At 65.4% G+C, this 16,815-nt stretch carries 14 protein-coding genes, 3 tRNA genes and 2 pseudogenes; 9 read left to right on the top strand and 10 right to left on the bottom strand.

What is annotated here, in order from left to right; genetic code table 11:
- Positions 1–4: 4 nt before the first annotated feature.
- From I3V78_RS29315 to I3V78_RS29330, 4 genes and pseudogenes are all read left to right on the top strand, one after another.
- Positions 5–787 carry a hypothetical protein gene (locus I3V78_RS29315; protein WP_204492410.1) on the top strand — a complete coding sequence of 261 codons (783 nt, stop codon included), beginning with the start codon at positions 5–7 and terminating at the stop codon, positions 785–787.
- A gap of 521 nt (positions 788–1,308) precedes the next feature.
- Positions 1,309–1,509 (top strand): helix-turn-helix domain-containing protein, encoded by a 201-nt coding sequence (locus I3V78_RS29320; protein WP_204492413.1) that lies wholly within the window; start codon positions 1,309–1,311, stop codon positions 1,507–1,509.
- A 389-nt stretch (positions 1,510–1,898) separates the two neighbouring features.
- Positions 1,899–2,675 (top strand): annotated as a pseudogene (locus tag I3V78_RS40385) (tyrosine-type recombinase/integrase); the annotation flags it as partial.
- 181 nt (positions 2,676–2,856) lie between these two features.
- A tRNA-Ser gene (locus I3V78_RS29330) sits at positions 2,857–2,929 on the top strand.
- A gap of 302 nt (positions 2,930–3,231) precedes the next feature.
- On the opposite strand, the pseudogene I3V78_RS40390 reads toward I3V78_RS29330, so the two are convergent.
- The 7 genes and pseudogenes from I3V78_RS40390 to I3V78_RS29370 form a co-directional block, all read right to left on the bottom strand.
- Positions 3,232–4,290 (bottom strand): annotated as a pseudogene (locus I3V78_RS40390) (tyrosine-type recombinase/integrase); the annotation flags it as partial.
- Between the two features lie 2 nt (positions 4,291–4,292).
- Complete coding sequence (locus I3V78_RS29345; RefSeq protein ID WP_204492421.1) at positions 4,293–4,472, bottom strand: hypothetical protein; 180 nt, start codon at positions 4,470–4,472, stop codon at positions 4,293–4,295.
- 49 nt (positions 4,473–4,521) lie between these two features.
- A complete protein-coding gene (locus I3V78_RS29350) occupies positions 4,522–4,743 on the bottom strand; it encodes a helix-turn-helix domain-containing protein (protein WP_204492425.1) in 222 nt (73 codons plus the stop codon).
- Positions 4,740–5,939: a DUF3987 domain-containing protein gene (locus tag I3V78_RS29355; protein WP_204492436.1), complete on the bottom strand. Its 1,200-nt coding sequence runs from the start codon at positions 5,937–5,939 to the stop codon at positions 4,740–4,742. Before I3V78_RS29355 ends, I3V78_RS29350 begins: the two co-directional genes overlap by 4 nt.
- 185 nt (positions 5,940–6,124) lie before the next feature.
- Positions 6,125–6,805, bottom strand: coding sequence for a hypothetical protein (locus I3V78_RS29360; protein WP_204492438.1), 681 nt, complete (start codon positions 6,803–6,805; stop codon positions 6,125–6,127).
- Positions 6,806–7,206: 401 nt separating this feature from the next.
- Positions 7,207–7,440 (bottom strand): helix-turn-helix domain-containing protein, encoded by a 234-nt coding sequence (locus I3V78_RS29365; protein WP_204492441.1) that lies wholly within the window; start codon positions 7,438–7,440, stop codon positions 7,207–7,209.
- 52 nt (positions 7,441–7,492) lie between these two features.
- Positions 7,493–8,023: a hypothetical protein gene (locus tag I3V78_RS29370; RefSeq protein WP_204492443.1), complete on the bottom strand. Its 531-nt coding sequence runs from the start codon at positions 8,021–8,023 to the stop codon at positions 7,493–7,495.
- Between the two features lie 1,066 nt (positions 8,024–9,089).
- On the opposite strand from I3V78_RS29370, the gene I3V78_RS29375 reads away from it, so the two are divergent.
- Entirely contained in the window at positions 9,090–10,256 is a 1,167-nt protein-coding gene (locus I3V78_RS29375) for a hypothetical protein (RefSeq protein WP_204492445.1), read from the top strand.
- Positions 10,257–10,363: 107 nt separating this feature from the next.
- Here the strand turns inward: I3V78_RS29375 and I3V78_RS40240 are convergent, their stop codons facing one another.
- Positions 10,364–10,663 (bottom strand): helix-turn-helix domain-containing protein, encoded by a 300-nt coding sequence (locus I3V78_RS40240; protein ID WP_204492448.1) that lies wholly within the window; start codon positions 10,661–10,663, stop codon positions 10,364–10,366.
- Between the two features lie 129 nt (positions 10,664–10,792).
- On the opposite strand from I3V78_RS40240, the gene I3V78_RS29385 reads away from it, so the two are divergent.
- On the top strand, positions 10,793–11,359 hold the full coding sequence (locus I3V78_RS29385) for a hypothetical protein (protein ID WP_204492450.1): 567 nt from the start codon (positions 10,793–10,795) through the stop codon (positions 11,357–11,359).
- A 357-nt stretch (positions 11,360–11,716) separates the two neighbouring features.
- On the opposite strand, the gene I3V78_RS29390 is transcribed toward I3V78_RS29385, so the two are convergent.
- Complete coding sequence (locus tag I3V78_RS29390) at positions 11,717–11,932, bottom strand: helix-turn-helix domain-containing protein (protein WP_338023777.1); 216 nt, start codon at positions 11,930–11,932, stop codon at positions 11,717–11,719.
- An 89-nt stretch (positions 11,933–12,021) separates the two neighbouring features.
- Here I3V78_RS29390 and I3V78_RS29395 point away from each other — a divergent pair.
- A tRNA-Arg gene (locus tag I3V78_RS29395) sits at positions 12,022–12,100 on the top strand.
- 429 nt (positions 12,101–12,529) lie between these two features.
- Here I3V78_RS29395 and I3V78_RS29400 read toward each other — a convergent pair.
- Positions 12,530–12,615, bottom strand: a tRNA-Leu gene (locus I3V78_RS29400).
- 300 nt (positions 12,616–12,915) lie between these two features.
- Here I3V78_RS29400 and ffh point away from each other — a divergent pair.
- Together ffh and I3V78_RS29410 are read left to right on the top strand one after the other, a co-directional pair.
- A complete protein-coding gene (ffh, locus tag I3V78_RS29405; RefSeq protein WP_204492452.1) occupies positions 12,916–14,544 on the top strand; it encodes a signal recognition particle protein in 1,629 nt (542 codons plus the stop codon).
- A gap of 246 nt (positions 14,545–14,790) precedes the next feature.
- A complete protein-coding gene (locus I3V78_RS29410) occupies positions 14,791–16,746 on the top strand; it encodes an Ig-like domain-containing protein (RefSeq protein ID WP_204492454.1) in 1,956 nt (651 codons plus the stop codon).
- Positions 16,747–16,815 lie beyond the last annotated feature (69 nt).

Here is a 16,815-nt window from a genome sequence, read left to right on the forward strand (position 1 = left end):
CGCCATGTCCAGCAGCCAACGGGGAAACCAACTCGGGCCGTACAAGCTCGAGCAGAGGTATCGGAACACGGGCGATCTGGGCCGCGTCTACCGCGCGCGCAACACCCTCACGGGAGCACCTGCGCTGGTGGTGAAGCCCACGGAGCGCTCGGCGGAGGACGATCCCCTCGCCGACTGGGAGCTCCATCTCTTCTCGTCCGTGTCGCCCGCCTACCTCGCGCTCGAGGTGAAGTCCGCCCCCGAGGCGGCCAACGCGGAGGCGGCAGGAGAGGAGCTCGAGTACATGTTGGACGACTTGCTGGAGGCGGTCATCCACACGAGGAAGCGCCCGGAGACCCTGCGCCACCTGCGCTCGCCCCGGCGTGTCCCGCGACGGCCGGTGAGCCACCTGCACCGGGTGTTCGGCGCGGCCCTCGCCGCCGCCTTCACGGGGCTAATTCTCTTCGCGGGAAACTCCGGCCCGCCGCTGACGCCCGTGGCGGAGCGCGAGCTCGCCCTGGCGCGGCACGACGCGGGCTGGGATGGCTCAGGGGACCTGACGGGCGGCGCGCTCACCGGACTCGTGGACTTCGAGCCGTTCGCGCTCACGCGGCCGATGCCCACGAAGCCCTTCAAGGTGCAGAAGAAGCCGCCGTGCAAGACGACGATCGAGGAGGAGCACGCGAACGGCTGCTGGGTGCGCCTCCACGTCAACGCCCCTTGCCCCGACGAGGCGTACGAGCGCGACGGGCGCTGCTACCTGCCCGCCATCCCGGCAGCACCGCCGCCCGCATCAATCATGCCGTAGTCGCGCGGGCTTGACCGTGCGCACACCCAGTGCGTAGAGTCACCGCTGACGTACCGCGCCGTGCTTGCCGGGCTTGTCAGGCACGAAGCGCACCCCAAAATTCGCTGACGTGTCATCGCGTCGGCCGACGTGTGCCCGCCACTACGGACTGCCCTGGTGGTCGGCCGCGGACGCCTCGCATGAGTTTTACAAGCCCCTCATGCTGAGGCGTCTGTTTTTTTGGGGTGGAACAGATGCGCCTGGGGCTTGATCGCGAAGTTCTCGTCACCGTGTCACCGGCTGCTCGCGCCTCGCGCGCTGGAGCACCCTCCCCCTCTACCGCTCCGCGTGGAGCCGTCGACCCGGACGTGGACGCCAGTCCGCTCATTCGGATGCGCCTGACGCACCGTCCACCGTGGAGACGGTGGCACGAAGGTTGGTAGCGCGGCGGTCGAAGTGCGGGCGGCGGCGGAGTGAATAGGACGCTGGACACGAGAGCACGGACGCAGGGCGTCCGGCACTACACCTTGGGTGAAGACACCATGATGGACGTGGACGTCACGACGGATGCGGCATGGACGGTCGACGAGGCCTCGCGCTTCCTCGGCATCAAGCCGAAGACGCTCTACCGGAAGGCCGCCGAGGGCACGGTCCCCTCCTTTAAGGTGGGCGGAGCGCTTCGGTTCAGTCCGGCGCGACTGGCCGAGTGGCGCGAGGCGCAGGCGCGCGGGGGTCGGGGGTAGCCATGGCCTTCGCCTTCTTCCGCCCCAGCACGCGCACCCAGAAAGCGGGGGCGAGCCTCGTTCGCTACCGGGGCCAGTACGGCGTCTGGTACGTGGGCTACAAGGACGATCACGGCCGACAGCGGCAGAAGAAGTCCGCCGCCTGCACTCAGGCCGAGGCGGAGAAGCTCGCGGCGGAGCTCGAGCGGGCCGCGGAGCGCGTACGCCTGGGGCTGGACGCGAAGGTGAAGGAGGACATGCCCTACCGGGAGGCGGTGGCGCTGTACCTGGAGTCCCTGCCGCCCGAGTACCGCAGCAAGCCCCACCTGGAGTCGCGCTTCCGGTTGAGGATCCTCCCCCACCTGGGCGAACTGCCGTGCCGGGCCATGACGCCGGCGGACGTGAAGCGGATGCTCGCCGCCAACAGCACCGCCGCGCCGCAGACGCGCGAGCACCTGCGCATCGCGGTCCAGGGCAGCTACACCTTCCTTATAGAGGAGCTGAAGCTCGTCACGGGGGAGAACCCCGCGGCGAAGCTGGGCCGGGTGTCCATCCCCCGGCGTCGGCCGAAGTTCCTCCAGCAGGAGGACGTGCCGCGCCTGCTCGCGGCGGTGCCGGAGCAGCACCGGGCCGTTTTCACCGTGGCGGTGGGGACGGGGCTGCGCAAGGGGGAGCTCCTGGCGCTGCGCTGGGAGGACGTGGACCTTGTGCGCCGTTGCCTACATGTGGCGCGCAGCAACGACAACGACACCACCAAGGGCGGGCGCACCCGGGTGATTCCGCTGCCCGCCTGGCTGGTGCCCCTCGTGCAGGAGCTGGCGCGCGAGGCCCGGAGCGCCTTCGTCTTCCCGGACCCCCGCGGGGCCCAGCAGAAGAAGTGGGTCGCCTTCCACCGCATCATGAAGACGGCCCTCAAGCAGGCGGGCTTGGTGGAGGGGTTCGACCACCGCTGCGTCACCCGGGGGACCCGCCGGGGGTGTGGCCACGTGGAACGGCGCGCCGGAAGCGCCCGGGCGTCCTGCCCGACGTGCTCCGCGCTGCTGTGGCCCACTGCGGTGCCACTTTCTTTGAGCTTCAAGGACCTGCGCTCCACCTTCGGCACATGGGCCTACGCCCAGACCGGGAACATCCGCTTCGTCCAGGAGGTGCTCGGGCACCAGGACGTCCGGGTGACCGAGCAGCGCTACAGCCACGTGCTGGAGACGAACCTTCTCCAGCTCGCGGACCAGGTCCGCTTCGGGGCGCCCCCCAGTCTTATCAGCCAGTTGCAAGTGACGGACGGGCAAGCCCGGGGAAGACCGGGCACGGGCGAGAACGTCTTAACCAGGAGTACAGAGGGAGCAGGACACATGAGGGGAAACGAGGGGAAACGAGGGGAAAGCCGGGTAGACGTAGGAGTCGGCCTCCGAAGCCAAAGGCCGCTGGTTCGACTCCAGCATCGCGCACACAGGCAAGGGCCCGGAATCGTTGGGGAAAACCCCCATCAGTTCCGGGCCCTTCGCTTTCCCCGGACTCGCCTTGCAGCAAGGATGCAGCAAAGCCGTTCGCGGCCACTCCTTGCCGCACGGCGCTCCCCCTCAAGACCTTCCCGGTGGCGGCCTCCGCCTCGACGCTCGGCGGGATGAGCGGTTGGGCTCGTAGCCCGAACTGGAGGCTGTCCACCTCCGTGCGGAGATAGTCCGGCGTCAGGTGACCGTAGACCTCGCTGGTGATGCGCGGGTCGCGATGTCGGAGGAGCTTCTGCACCCCGACCAGCGGAACGCCCGCCCGTAGGAGCAGCGTCGCGGTCGTGTGCCGCAGATCATGGAACCGGATGGGCCGCACCTGGGGCGAGGGCCAGAGCCGCATGCCGCACCGTGGGCACTGCCGGGGCTCGGCGTCTGGCGCCATCTCCGCGTCCCCGCAACCCTTCCGGCGGCAGACGTGGCGGTAGCCCGTCACGACGCCCGCGCGCCCCAAGGCCCGGCGCAGCACGTCCTCCAAGGCCACGTCCCGGCGCATCATGGAACCGTCCTCGGAAGGGAACACCAGCGCCGAGGGCGAGCGGCGGATCGCCTCCTCCAGGAAGGGCACCAGTTCGGTGGCGATGGGGATGACGTCCGCGTGGCCCCCCTTGGTCGTGTCGCGCTGCCATGACCGGCCCACGGTGAGCAACCGGCTCGGCACGTCCACGTCCGTCTTCCGCATGGCCAGCAGCTCTCCCTTGCGCAGCCCCGTATAGAGGGCGGTGGCGAAGAGAGGGCGCCAACGCTCGGGCAGCGCGTCGAACAGGCGCGGCACTTCCTCCATGCGCAGGAAGTCACCGATGCGGCGCGGGACGGTGCGCTTCTTCACGTCCGCGACGGGGTTGGGTCCGCTGTAGCGTCCGACCGCGCGCGCCTCATTGAACGCACGGCTGACGAACCCCCGCAGGTGGTTGATCGTCTGCGGAGAAAGCTCCTGCTCCTTCTCCTTCAAGAACGCCCGCAGCCGGGGCGCCGTCACCGCCGTGAGGGGAAGCGCGGCGAGGCTGGAGGGGAGCAGGTGGCGCGAGACCTGGCTCAAGTTGCTCGCATGGGAGGGAGAGTTGACCGAGCAGGTGTCGAGCCACCAGCGCAGCAACTCCGCGAGTGTCCCGCCGCCGTCCTCGGGCAGTGGCGCCTCCAAGCCGAGCCGTTGCCGCTCGGCCTTCTGCTCAAGCTCCGCCGCGATCCGCCGGGCCTCCGTCTTCGTGCGCGCCTGGGTCACCTTGTCGCGCCACCGCCCCCCCGCGTCCTTGAACCGCAGATACCACTTGCCCGCCTTCTCATAGACGCTCGCCATGGCTATCGCTTCCCCTTCTGGCGCGTCGGCTTCGCGGACGCGGGCTCGGTGGTCGTGAGGTAGCCCCGGGCCGTCAGCCACTCGGCCAGGATGTGAACCGCCATGCCGGAGGATGAGCGGAGGTCCTTCGTCGCTGCCCGCGCGAGCGCCTCCTTCACCGTGACCGGCAACCTCAGATTCAAGGTGGAATCTCTCTTCATGGGGTCAGTGTAACACAAGTGGCAACACACCCTAGCGGGTGGACTTCTGGGGGAACGTCAGGAGCCGGGATGCGGGGGGACGCTCGCCCTTCACCCACGCGCGCACGGCCTCCGGCTCGAAGCGCAAGAGCCCCCCGACATGCAGGCACGGCAACTCGCCCGCCGCCGTCTTCTGGTAGACCCAAGAGCGGCTCACCTGGAGGAAGCGCGCGACGTCCTGCACCGTCCAGAGGGGTGCTGGGTTGCTGCTCATGACTCATGCTCCATGGTGCTGGCCGAAGCCGGTGGATTCTTCGCTTCCTTCTCTTTCTTCGCCTCGGCGGTGCCGAAGAACCACCGCTCCGAGGGACGCCCGCCAGTGGGTTTCACTTGCTTGTAAGCAACGCCCGCGCTGGAGAGGTCGTCCAACGCTCTGCCGAGTTCCGCGCTCGTCACATGCCCGGTGAAGAGCTTCATCAGCTCCGACCGGGAAACGCCCTCGGGGCACTCTCGCAGGGCCGCAAGAATGCGGTTCGCGCGTGGGTCCTGCCGCGCCCCGCCGAAGATGTGGCGCGCGCTGCTGCTCGCGTATTCCATGAGCGCCAACGCGGCGGAGAGGTGCGCCTCCTCGATGACCTTCGATCTGTCGAGCAGCGCGTAGAGCAGGGACAGCCGGACGACTTGCGCCTCCGCTCGCGAAGTGGCCTGACCGAATAGTCCGGGCTTGTCGCTGGACAGCGACTCGTAGACCTCATGCCAGAGCGTCCGGGCCGCTTCCGACCTCCTGACCTCCTCCACGTCGCGGGCCCACATCTGGACCTGAGCGAGGCGCGAAGAAAGCGAAGAAAGCGAACCATCGTCGAGGTTCCCGCCCTCGGGCAGGAGCTTGGAGCGACGCGCGAACACCCAGAGGAACCGGTTCGCGAGGCCGTTGGCCATGTCCGTGGCCGAGAGCAACGCGCGCAGTTCCGGAATCGTGATGTGCGCCACGACGGACACATGGGCCTCGGTGGCGCGCTGAGGCGCACCCTTGGTGAGGACCTGGAGCGAGCCAGAATCCCACGCCTCGCGGAGGACTGCGGAGAGGCTGTTCCCCTCTCGGTTCATCCTGCGAAGCGCCGAAGCGAACTCCGTCTCCACCATCATCAAGCGCTTGTCGGAAACCCCCTGATCGTCGGAGTCCCCATCGCGAACGGCATGGATGAGCCCCTCTCCGGTGCTGAGGCCCTTTTGAAGACGGGGACCCCACCCCGGCTCCGAGGTGTTCAGGACTCGTTCCACCCATGACCAGGAAGTGCCCTTCCTCGCCTTGGCACTCTGGCCGACGATGGCCGCGAACAGGTTGGCGTGATGCCGGGTCGCCTCGACCTTGAAGAACGGTGAGCGGCACATGGCGTTGCCTGCGGCCACCAGGAACTGAATCAGGATGGCGGCGGGATCGGCTTCCGTGTGCGGCTCGATGGTCCGCACGAGGTCGCCAGCCAGACCGTGAAGCGCGGGTGATTCCAGCGACAGAGGCGCGGGTGGAGGCTCCTCCCGCCCCGGGCCCGTGGCTGAGGGTGGTGCCGCGGCACCTGCCGCGAGGTCGGGAATCGTCGCGAGGGCCGGGGGCCGTTGACCGGCACGTCTACGGGCGTTCGCGTCCATGCCGCCCATCACTCAGCCCTCCCCGTGTTGTCGCGCTTCAACCTGCACCGTCCGGTGAGGCTGGCGGCAATGGTCCGTGCATACCTGTCCCCCGCCGCGTCCTGGTGGGTCTCGATGGCCACGGTGGTGCCGTCGGGGACTCGTGCCGCGATGGCGGGCGACCAACTTCCCGACAGGACGCTGAGCACGGCGGGCGCGGCTTCGTCCGCGTCGCTGTAGTCCGTGGCTCGCGTGAGGAAGTCTGGAAGCCCTTCCATCACCCACAGGCCGTTTCGAGCGACCAGTTCCGAAGCGGGTATTCCGTCCGCCAAGGCCCCCCTTTCAAGCATGCGCAGGCCGAGGGCATCGGCCATTACGAGACCGCGCACCTCCGCTCCCGCAGGGCTCGCGGCCTTGTGGGCGGGCTGAACATCCGGCCTCACGCTCCGCGCGTGCAGACTGGCCAGGGCGCCCATGTCGCTCCACAGAGGCACGACGAGCCGATGGCCGCTCTGACTCCACGCCTGACCCATGAAGCGGGCCCAGCGCGGCAGGAGGGCGCCTTCGGGGAGAACTCGGGCAAGGCCCCGATCATCCACATCGCCCGCGTTGAGCCCACGAGAGGCGAGCCAGGCGCTCACCTCCGCGTCCTCCACCACCCGCCGCGCGGAGTTCCAGACCTCCGCAACCTCGGCCGCGTTGGCGCGCATGGGCCGCACTTCTTCTCGGAGGCGCGGAGGTGCCCAAGCCCGCACCTGCGGACCGAGGGGCGTGTTCGTGGGATCGGGCGAGCAGAGGCCACGCTCGGCGCATGCGCGGTGGAGTTCACCCCACTCCGGACCTGTCGCCCGTCGCTTGCCCGAGATGCACCAGGACACGAGATGGAGGGCATCGCCCTTCTCTCCGCACTCGAAGCACTCCCAGCCGGAATCGTCGGGTCGGACCCCAATGGCCCCGCGCTTATCGCGTCGGCCCGGGTGCCGTGTTGCCGCCGAACACGCCGGGCACGGAGACAGACCATTGCGTCCCCGTAGCAGGAGCCCGAGGGAACGCGCGACATGCCTCACCCCCCGAGCCCTCACGCATGCCATCCACTCCGAGATCGCGCCACTCATGCGCCCCCCTTGCGACCAAGGAGCGAATCCACGTCCGTGGCCAGCGCTTGGGCCAGGAGGGTGAGCGTTTCGGTCGTGGCGGCGCCGAAGCGCTCGGCATCCCGGAGCCGGGGGATGGAAATGCCCGCCCTGGTCGCGAGCACCTGTTGAGAAAGGCCACGGCTTTTTCGGAGCGCAATGATGCGCTCTCCGAGGCCAGGGACACTGCGCTTCCGCATGTGCATGAGCATGGGAGTGACGGTGCACTCCGGCGGCTTGTTCCACGAGCGGTCGTGGAAAGAATCAGCGCTTCTCCAATTCCGCCTTCCAGTTCCCACGCTTCGCTCGCGCGTACACCGCGCTCTGCCCGAAGCCACTGGCCTCCATGGCGTCCTTTACGGCCCGGTGTGCCCTGCCGCGCCTATGCGCGTTGAGCCACGCCTGTTTTGCGCGCGCCCAACGGGGTTCATCTTTCTGCTGTCCCGTGTTGAAACGGCGACCGAGCGATAACAATGCGTTCGCGACCTCAGAGCTATCGCTCGACACCGCAGCGACCAGCACCTTGCTGCGTGGCTCTAGCGCGAAACCTTCGGTCTGAAGAAGGATGCTGGCGAAAAGCATCCGATGGTCATGCGTATCGCGAAGCTTGGGTGATATCCCCTCGAATATGCGCCTCGACTCTGGATTAAGCTGGCCGAGAGCATGTGAGAGCTGTTCCTCTTGTTGCCGTGCTTCTTCCGCCCTCAGGTCTGCCCACTTCTTCTGCTGGCGTGCTACCTGCTCAGGATCCTGAGGCGCCTTCAGTAACTCAGCCATCGCCAGTTGCATACGCATCGCTTCACTCAAATCCGGAGCGCCCCCAAAGGAGAATGGAGGTGGCGTTGATGAGGGTGCGCGCAGTCGTTGGATCGCACTTGAACTCTGGCTCGGAGCAGCACTGGTAAGGCCGCGACCACGCTGGACCGGCTTCGCTCGGGTACCCCGGGCCTTTGAACGAGTTTTGGACGTGGAGGGAGAACCGCTCTTCGGTGTTTTCTTGGGCACTTGTGCGGGCTCCATCCGCGCTCTGGGCACAAGGGCGGGTCGTTCGCAGCGGTGCCGCCCTACTCTTACTGACCTAGCGTGAGGGCGAGAGCCTAGCCAAGTCCCCCCCCCCCCCTCCATCCATGCGGTCGATGCCCATGGACGACTGCGCGCATGTGGCGCCCCGTCACCGCGATTGAATGACGAGGGCAGAATTCCAAGGTGGCGGCCGTTGGGGAGGTCGCGGTCTGCACAGCCGGAGCACGACCACGACAGCATGGGAGCCCCTTGCCTCGCGCTCGTTGAGCCAACGCTGTGCCGCAGCATCGTCGTCATCCTCGTACAGGTCCAGAACGGACAGGGAGGACTTGTCCTGGCTAGCTCGCCGCTCCAGGGCCTCGATTCGGGAGCGCAGATTTACCGCGCGCAAGACAGTGCCCCTGGATGTGAAGGACCTTCTCGCCGAGCTGAGGCTTCGAGCTTGGCGAGGCGCTCCTCCAGTTCGGTCCCCTGGATGATGCCCGCGAGCACCGAATAGGCGTAGATGAGCGCCCGGGCCTTTCCCGCGTCCATAGTGCCGTCCTCCAAGGCGCGAATGCAGTCAGCAAGCCCAGTCTTCACGTTCCCGAGGCTCGCCAGTCGCCGACGCCGCCCACGGGGGGGAGGGAGGGGCGGTGCTTGCTGATTTTCTCTTGTGTTCACGGGCACTTACCTCTCTCAGCCTTGGCGCTGGAGGCTCGATTATACCCACTAGATGGCTGCATAGCCGCAGCAAGAACAATTAGTAGGCGATGTAACTCAAGGAGCCTTTGCGGAGTGGAAGGTCAGCACTTTGGCAGCCCCTTCCTTTCGATGTGATCCGCTGTAAGCTCAAGCTATGCAACCAAGCGGCAAAGAGCCCTTTGACCCCAACGCCGAAGAGACGCTCAGTCCTGACGAAAAAGCCCTTTCTGACTCTAATGATGAAGAGCCTTCTGCCTCTGTTCGCGCTAAAGACAGCAATGCATGGCTTGCATACTGGCTGATTGGCTCGGGCATGTGCGTTGTATGCGGACTTGCATGGGGGGGTGTATTTCGGCCTCAAGTAGGTGCCATCGGCATCGTTACGGGGACGGTATTTTACCTGGGTGGGTTCGCCCTTCGCGTTGCCAGCTGGAAAACTGGTGATCGGGGACACTCCTATGAAAAATCTCTATCCCTCAGGCGTTTGGTAACAATCGCCTGGAGTTGTCTCTGCTGGATGAGCGCGGGTCTTGCGCCTGCGATTCTTTATCCTTCGGCGCTGCGGGGGCCACGCGCCACGCGATTGGAGGAGTTTGGCCTCATGTGCATGACTGGCCTTGCTACCTTGCTGTTGTCCCAAATGGCAGGCTGGAGTGTTCAGCATCCTGAGCGCATCAAGATGCTCTTAGCATTCATTGGCATACACAGCAAAAGCATGCGTCGGGAAGCACATCAAGACATGCTCGCAATGGCACAGGACATTCTCGGGAAGTTTCCTGAGCCGGAGCGCAGCCGGAGTGGGGAGGTTTACTTCGATGTTCGGTCATACCCGCTTGAATTTCGATTGCAGGCTGCCGAAACACTAAGAGATCTTCTCTGGCACTGCGAGCTGCCGCAGATAAAGCCTAAGAAGCTAGGAAATTCAGCCGTCATGAGGGACCTCTCAGAAGGCATTGAACTCATGAAGGCAAATTTGAGCGGAATATACAGTCCCCACTCAAGACTGCGTGCTCGTGCGCTCTTCTATGCTGAGATATTTGCGCTTCTGAAAGATCAAGCAAAGTCTGTCGAAGAAAGCCCTGGCATGGCTCTTTACTTCATGAAGAGTGCAAATGCCGAAGATGGGCTTACGTCGACCTCACGCCTGGTCCTGTCTTGGTTTCCGACTGAGGCATCACTTGAAGCCGCACGTAGAGCGCTTGGCGGAAATGACTCAATCTTCCGACTGGAGCCTCGCGCAGATGCCATCGCACTACTAAACAAGCTCGAAGTGAAAAGTGAGGAGCTTGGTTTGTCTGTTCGCTCGGATAAAGATGGCTGAGAAGGTACCTCCGAGTCTGCCTTGTTCGGAGTCTTTTTGAGGCTGCTTAATGCTATCCTCGGCGCCTATGCGGGTATTCTTCCTGCTTTCCTGCTGACGTGGCCTTCTCAATCAGCTTTTTCTTCCTCGGGAAACAAGTCCCTTAAAGGAACCTTGTAGGCCACGGCAGCGGCCACCAGGGTGGCCATGGTGAAGTTCGCGTTCCCCTGCTCCATCTTGATCACGTGCTTTGGGTGCACCCCGATGGCCTCGGCGGCCTGCTCCTGAGTCAGCCCGCGCTCTTGCCGAAGTTCGCGCAGTCGAACCCCGACGCGGCGCAGCTCCCGCTTGATGGCTCGGGCCGTCGGGCCTCGGGTCCAGACCTCTGAACGACCTCGCTTCGTGGACGTCTTCCCTGTGGTGGGCACGAGGTCGGCTTATCCAGGGTCGCTCTTGAGCTACACAGCTTATGAACTACATGACGCAGGTAGTTCTTGAGCTACGTAGCTTATGGGCTACCATGGAAGTAGGCCCCAACCTACGAAAGGACGGCCTACATGCCCGAAGAGACCGAAGCCAGGAGCCCCGACCCGATGGCGGTCAGCCTGGACCTCGAACTGTTGACCCTCGCGGACGCGATCCGAGGCGCGGAGATGCTCGCGGACTACCAGGCCCGCCAAGGGTTCATGGACGAGGCATCGGAGAAGGATGCACCCGTGTGCGTCTTCTCCATCCTCTCGCTCGTGGGAGGACGCCTCAAGCAACTGCGCCGGGTGGTCCGTGGTGAAGAGGACCCGGTGCACCTCTGGGGGCCGCACAACGAGACCGACCTCCCCGAGACGCTGGCCGAGGGTGTCGGGGACATCATCCTGTTCCCGTGGAAGGCCCGAGGGAGACCGCTGGTCTTCGCCCGGCCATCCACCTGGAGGGTTGAGCCGGAGGAGAAGAAGGGGCGAGCAGCGGTGGGCCACGAGGCCACGCGGCAGAAGGGCCAGAAGAGCCCGAAGGGACGAAAGGCGAAGACGCCGAAGCACTCTGGGGCGAAGAAAGCGGCCGGGCCGGTTGGCGAGACCCCGAACGCCCAAGGGGACGAGCAGCGGGCGACCGCTCCAGTCTCACCGTAGTCCAGAGGACCGGTTCCGGTTCCCCCTATAGGGACGGGAACCGGGAACCACCCGCAGCACCCTGGCAGCGGCTCCGCACGGCGTCAGCACCCACCCCTCGCCCCCTCGCCTCGGCCAGCAACCGGCATCCACCCCAAGAATAAATTTAATGAGGGTCAGCAATAAAGCTCCACCGGAAGTGGTGAGGTCGCTTCATGCAGCGCCGACAAGCGACCACTTTAGACCACCTATCACCACCTGCCCTCATGCTCCGCAGCAGCCACGCCGAAGCCACCCGCGCCGGTCGTGGCGTGGGCCAGGGAGGTGGTCCCGGTTCCCCTATATTAAGGAGGGAACCAGGAACCACGGCCCTGCCCCTCAGCGCTGCCCCCGGGCAAGGAACGTGTCCAGGGACTCCAAGGGGACGCGGATCGCGTTGCTGACCCGCACGTGCGCCAGCTCGCCCCGCTCGCAGAGCCGGTAGACGGTCGCGGTGCTGAGGCCCAACCACTCCGCCACCTCGCGCACGGTGAGCAGGCGCCCCGGCGCTCCCGGCAGGGCGCGGAGCCGGGTGAGGGCCGGGGCTTGCAGCACGGGTGCAGCAAACGGCTTGCGACCCCCTGCGACCGGATGGGACGATTGGACGGAGGACGAGCCCTCACCCCCAATGATTCCAAGGGGTTGCGAAGGACTGGTAACGGCTGGACGGCTTCCCCCTTCGCCTCCGAAGCCAAAGGCCGCTGGTTCGACTCCAGCATCGCGCACACAGGCAAGAGCCCGGAACCGTTGGGGAGAACTCCCCGCTGGTTCCGGGCTTTTGTTTTTCATTGTCCTCGTCGTGTGGCGGGCACCATCGGAACCGCCTGTGCACGTGCGCCCTCCGTGCGAAGTGAGCGCCCCACTCCCATCACCCGTCCGCCAGGTCCTCACGGCAAGCGGGGAACCTCCATGGCAAGCGAGCACCTCCGGCGAAAGAACGCCGCATCACGACGCGCGGAGAGCCCTTCTCAAACGGAATTCGGCGCATGCACGGCATCGACAACGGCCTCGTGCTGATTGTCCGCGCCCATCGCCAATGAAGGTCCCCTTCGCAAGACAGGACCACACGCGTCGCGCCATGGAATGCGCCACGCACGCGGCGTGGCCAATGCCAGGCGCGAGGTGCCTCCGTGGGTTCAAGCGCTTGGAAATTGCACGAGCCGGGGATCGAACCCGGACGGCCCCTTCGGGCCAGCGGATTTTAAGTCCGCTGCGTCTGCCAGTTTCGCCACTCGTGCACAGGCGCCACACAGCCCCGGCTGGCGGGCTCACTTCAACACGATCCCCAGGCAGCGAAAAAGGGGGATGCGCGAAACGATACGCCAGGCCTGGAGGCGGAGGGGGCGTGACCCAGGACCCTTCCCCCCAAGCGACTCGCGAGCGGCCCGGACAGCCGCGAGGGAACGCCTCGGGCCGACCTGCCCACCGGGGGAGAACGCACCCAAACGGAGCGCGGAAATCCGAGAATTCATCCAGTGGACGGAGGAAGGCGCACATGGGCATCCCGTCCGGGACGCCGCTGTTATATAGCGACCGCCATGCTCGAAACCGTCACCAAGGGCTTCCGCGCCGCCAAGAACCGCCTCGCGGGCAAGAGTGAGATCACCGCCGAGATGGTGGACGAGTCGCTGCGCGACATCCGCGTCTCCCTGCTCGAGGCCGACGTGGCCTTCGATGTCGTGAAGAAGTTCGTCTCCCGGGTGCGCGAGAAGGCCGTGGGCGAGGTGGTGCAGACGACCATCACGGACAAGACGGGCAACAAGCGTCGCGTCTCCGCGGGCGACCACTTCGTGAAGATCTGTCACGACGAACTCGAGGCCCTGATGGGCCCGGTGGACACGTCGCTGCAGCTCAAGCCGAGAGACCAACTCAGCGGCATCATGATGGTGGGCCTGCAGGGCTCGGGCAAGACGACGACCACGGGCAAGCTGGCCAGCAAGCTGCTCAAGGAGGGCCGCAAGCCCCTCCTGGTGGCGGCGGACATCTACCGGCCGGCGGCGGTGGACCAGCTCAAGGTGTTGGGCGAGCGGCTGAATGTCCCGGTGTATCACGAGCCCAACGTGTCGCCCCCGGAGCTGGCGAAGCGTGGGTATGCCGCCGCGCGCGAGCAGAAGTGCGACGTGGTGCTCATCGACACCGCGGGCCGCCTGGCCATCGACGAGGCCCTGATGACGGAGCTCGAGGCCATCAAGGGCAACGTGCGGCCGGACAACATCCTGCTGGTCTGCGACGCGATGATCGGCCAGGACGCGGTGCGCACGGCGGCCGAGTTCGATCGGCGCCTGAGCCTGGACGGCTTCATCCTCACGAAGCTCGACGGTGATGCGCGCGGTGGCGCGGCGCTGTCGATCAAGGAGGTGACGGGCAAGCCCATCAAGTTCCTCGGCATGGGCGAGTCGATGGACAAGCTCGAGGAGTTCCGCCCGGATGGCCTGGCGAGCCGGATCCTCGGTTTTGGCGACATCGTTGGCCTGATGAAGGACTTCGAGCAGGTCGTCGACGAGAAGAAGGCGGCCGAGGACGCGCAGAAGCTCCTGTCGGGCAACTTCACGATGAAGGACTTCGTGGAGCAGATCCGGATGGTGCGGCGCATGGGCCCGCTGAAGGATCTCCTGGAGAAGTTCCCCCTCTTCGGGGAGATGACCGAGCAGCTCAACCCGGATGAGACGGAGCTGACGAAGATCGAGTCCATGTACGACTCGATGACCGCGCAGGAGCGGCTGCGCCCGCAGCTCATCAATGACAGCCGGGTGAAGCGCATCGCCAAGGGCAGCGGTCGCAAGCCCGAGGAGGTGCGGGACCTGCTGCAGAAGTTCGGGATGATGCAGCAGGTGATGGGGACGATTGGCCAGAACCCGGGCCTGCTGGGACGGATTCCGGGCTTCAAGCAGATGGGCCAGCTCGCGCAGCTCAAGAACATGGACCTGTCGAGCGTCTTCGGAAAGGACCCGAAGGCGATGGAGCGGGCCATGGCGGGGATGGGGGGCATGCAACTGCCGCAGATCGCGCCGGGCTACACCGCGCCCATGGGCCAGGCGGCGATGGCGAAGGCCCGCATGATGGGCTACGCCCCGCCCTCCGCCGCGAAGCCGGAGAACAAGGACGCCATCAAGGAGCGCCGCAAGCGCGAGAAGGAAAACAAGAAGAAGAACCGGAAGAAGAAGTAGCCGGGACGCGAACACCCAGGGAGTGGATGTTCCACCGCGCCGCTCGGAAGCCTCGTGAGGCGCTTCCTGGAGCGGCGCGGTTGTTTGGGGGGGGGAATCCAGACCACGAGACGGGTGACGGGCGCCTGGACGAGGACCGCGGGCGTGGGGGTTGAACGCCGCGAGTCATCCTGGGCAGTTGCGTGCGGGTAAGCTCAGCGGTGCGTGCTGGAATGGACCCTGCACTCACCCCGCCGCATGCCAACCATGAAACGCATTCTTCCGCTGTTCCTCGTCGGGTGGACGTTCGCCTGCATCAACGTCCCCGACATCGAACCCGAGCCCGTGCCTGAAATCCCGGAGGAGAACAGCCCACCGGACGCGGGAACGCCCCTGGCTGACTTGCGCGTCTCCATCACGGAGCCGGTGGACAGGGCCTACACGAGCACCGCGGTCACGCTGACGGTGGAGGTTCGAGGAGGGGTCGCGGACACGGTCCAACTGCTCAAGGACGGGGAGCGCCTGACGACGCTCACGCCGCCCTGGAAGTACACCTGGGACACGACCCATGAGGCGGAGCGGGACTACAGCCTCACGGCACGCGCCCTGCGCGGGACCAAGGCCTTCACCAGTTCGCCCGTGGTCGTGGTCGTGGATCGAACCCACCTCCAGGTGGCCACGCGCACGCCCGCCCACAACGCCGCCAACGTGGATTCCAGTCAGCCCATCCGGGTGACCTTCACCAAGCCCGTACGAGCGGAGACGCTCGGTGACACCACGGTGAGCCTCGCGGTCGCGGGCGTGCTGGCAGACAAGACCCTTACGCTGTCCGCGGACGGCAAGGAGCTGACGATCACGCCCAAGGAGACGCCCGACTTGCCCGCGAGGTTTTCGATCGGGCTGAGCCGAGGCATCACCGACCTGGCGGGCAACGCCCTGATGTTGCCCGGCACGCCATGGAGCTTCGAGGTTCCCGAGTGGTACGTCCTCAGCGATGCCCTTCAGGCGGTGCCCACGGAGGGCACGGGGTTGAAGGATCCCGCGATGGTCCTCGACTTGAATGACAACCCCATCGTGGCGTGGAGCGAGGAACTGACACCGGGAGGCCGAACGGCGATCTTCGCCTCCAGATGGAATGGGCAGGGCTTCGAATCCTTGGGGGGAGCGCTCAATGGAACCTTCACGGGCTCGGCGTACCACCCGGAACTCGCGCTCATGGGAGATGGACACCCTGTCGTCGCCTGGCACGAGTCCGACGGCTTCAACGAAAACATCTACGTGAAGCGTTGGACGGGAACGACGTGGCAAACGGTTGGGAACGGGGCGTTGTCCGCGGAAACCGACACCCGCTCCAAGCCGGTGCCAACGCCCGCGATCAAACCGACCATCGCCGCGCGTCAAGAAGAACTCTACGTCGCATGGGAGGAGAAGACCGTCGAGGGGTACTCGACGATCCACGTGTGGAAGTCATCTCAGGGTGGACCCTTTATGGGTGTGGGCAACGCAACAGGCACGGTGAAGGCGTACCCGGGTGCGACGAATGGAGCGAGTCCAGCGCTGACCCTGACCGCCGAGGGTCAGCCCATCATCTGCTTCCAGGAACAGACAGCACCCCAAGGCGAGGAATCACGAATTCACGTGATGTCGCTGGTGTCTGGCTCATGGGCCTTCGCGACTCCCCCTCCCCGGCTGGATTCGACGCCTCCGAATCCAGGGGGATTGACCGCGAACCCGGCGTACTCAGAGTCCACTGACTGCTCTCTGTCGACCAATGACCTCAACAGTACAACGTATCTCTCCTGGACCGAACCGTCCCAAAAAGACGGTCCGACAGACATTCATGTATTCCAGATGGCTGGTGCGCAGACGTGGAGCAGAGTCGGCACTCCACTGAGCCAATATCCTGGCCGCACTTTCGCCAGCCACTCCAAGATCCGTTCGTCGTCACACGCCATGCCATTCGTAACTTGGCAAGAGCAGGAATGGCAAGAGAACGGCGAACTCAAGAAAAATCTACTAATCAGTGCGTGGAATGAAAAGTGGCGCACTACATCTTCTCCTCAAAATCGCCTCACCCTCAAACACAGCAATCGCGCAGACCTATTAGTAGATTCGCACAATCGGCCAATGATTTCATGGTTTGAGAGTACACACAATGGCTCCACATTTACAGGAAGCGAACTTCGACTCAGCAGACAAAACAAAACCGCCATACAGGACTGATCCGCTTTTATGATCTCCCGCATGGTAGAGAGTCTAACTTAAATTGCGGAGTAACCCGGGCGTAACCAC

Origin of the sequence: Archangium primigenium (genome assembly GCF_016904885.1) — a bacterium.
Taxonomy (GTDB): Bacteria; Myxococcota; Myxococcia; order Myxococcales; family Myxococcaceae; genus Cystobacter; species Cystobacter primigenius.

Excerpts from the sequence above, each read along its gene's own strand:
- I3V78_RS29385 (WP_204492450.1), top strand. The coding sequence starts at position 10,793 with ATGCCCGAAGAGACCGAAGCCAGGAGCCCCGACCCGATGGCGGTCAGC.
- I3V78_RS29360 (WP_204492438.1), bottom strand. The coding sequence starts at position 6,805 with ATGCGCGCCAACGCGGCCGAGGTTGCGGAGGTCTGGAACTCCGCGCGG.
- I3V78_RS29375 (WP_204492445.1), top strand. The coding sequence starts at position 9,090 with ATGCAACCAAGCGGCAAAGAGCCCTTTGACCCCAACGCCGAAGAGACG.
- I3V78_RS29315 (WP_204492410.1), top strand. The coding sequence starts at position 5 with ATGTCCAGCAGCCAACGGGGAAACCAACTCGGGCCGTACAAGCTCGAG.
- I3V78_RS29410 (WP_204492454.1), top strand. The coding sequence starts at position 14,791 with ATGAAACGCATTCTTCCGCTGTTCCTCGTCGGGTGGACGTTCGCCTGC.
- I3V78_RS29350 (WP_204492425.1), bottom strand. The coding sequence starts at position 4,743 with ATGAGCAGCAACCCAGCACCCCTCTGGACGGTGCAGGACGTCGCGCGC.
- I3V78_RS29365 (WP_204492441.1), bottom strand. The coding sequence starts at position 7,440 with ATGCTCATGCACATGCGGAAGCGCAGTGTCCCTGGCCTCGGAGAGCGC.
- I3V78_RS29320 (WP_204492413.1), top strand. The coding sequence starts at position 1,309 with ATGATGGACGTGGACGTCACGACGGATGCGGCATGGACGGTCGACGAG.
- I3V78_RS29370 (WP_204492443.1), bottom strand. The coding sequence starts at position 8,023 with ATGCGTATGCAACTGGCGATGGCTGAGTTACTGAAGGCGCCTCAGGAT.
- ffh (WP_204492452.1), top strand. The coding sequence starts at position 12,916 with ATGCTCGAAACCGTCACCAAGGGCTTCCGCGCCGCCAAGAACCGCCTC.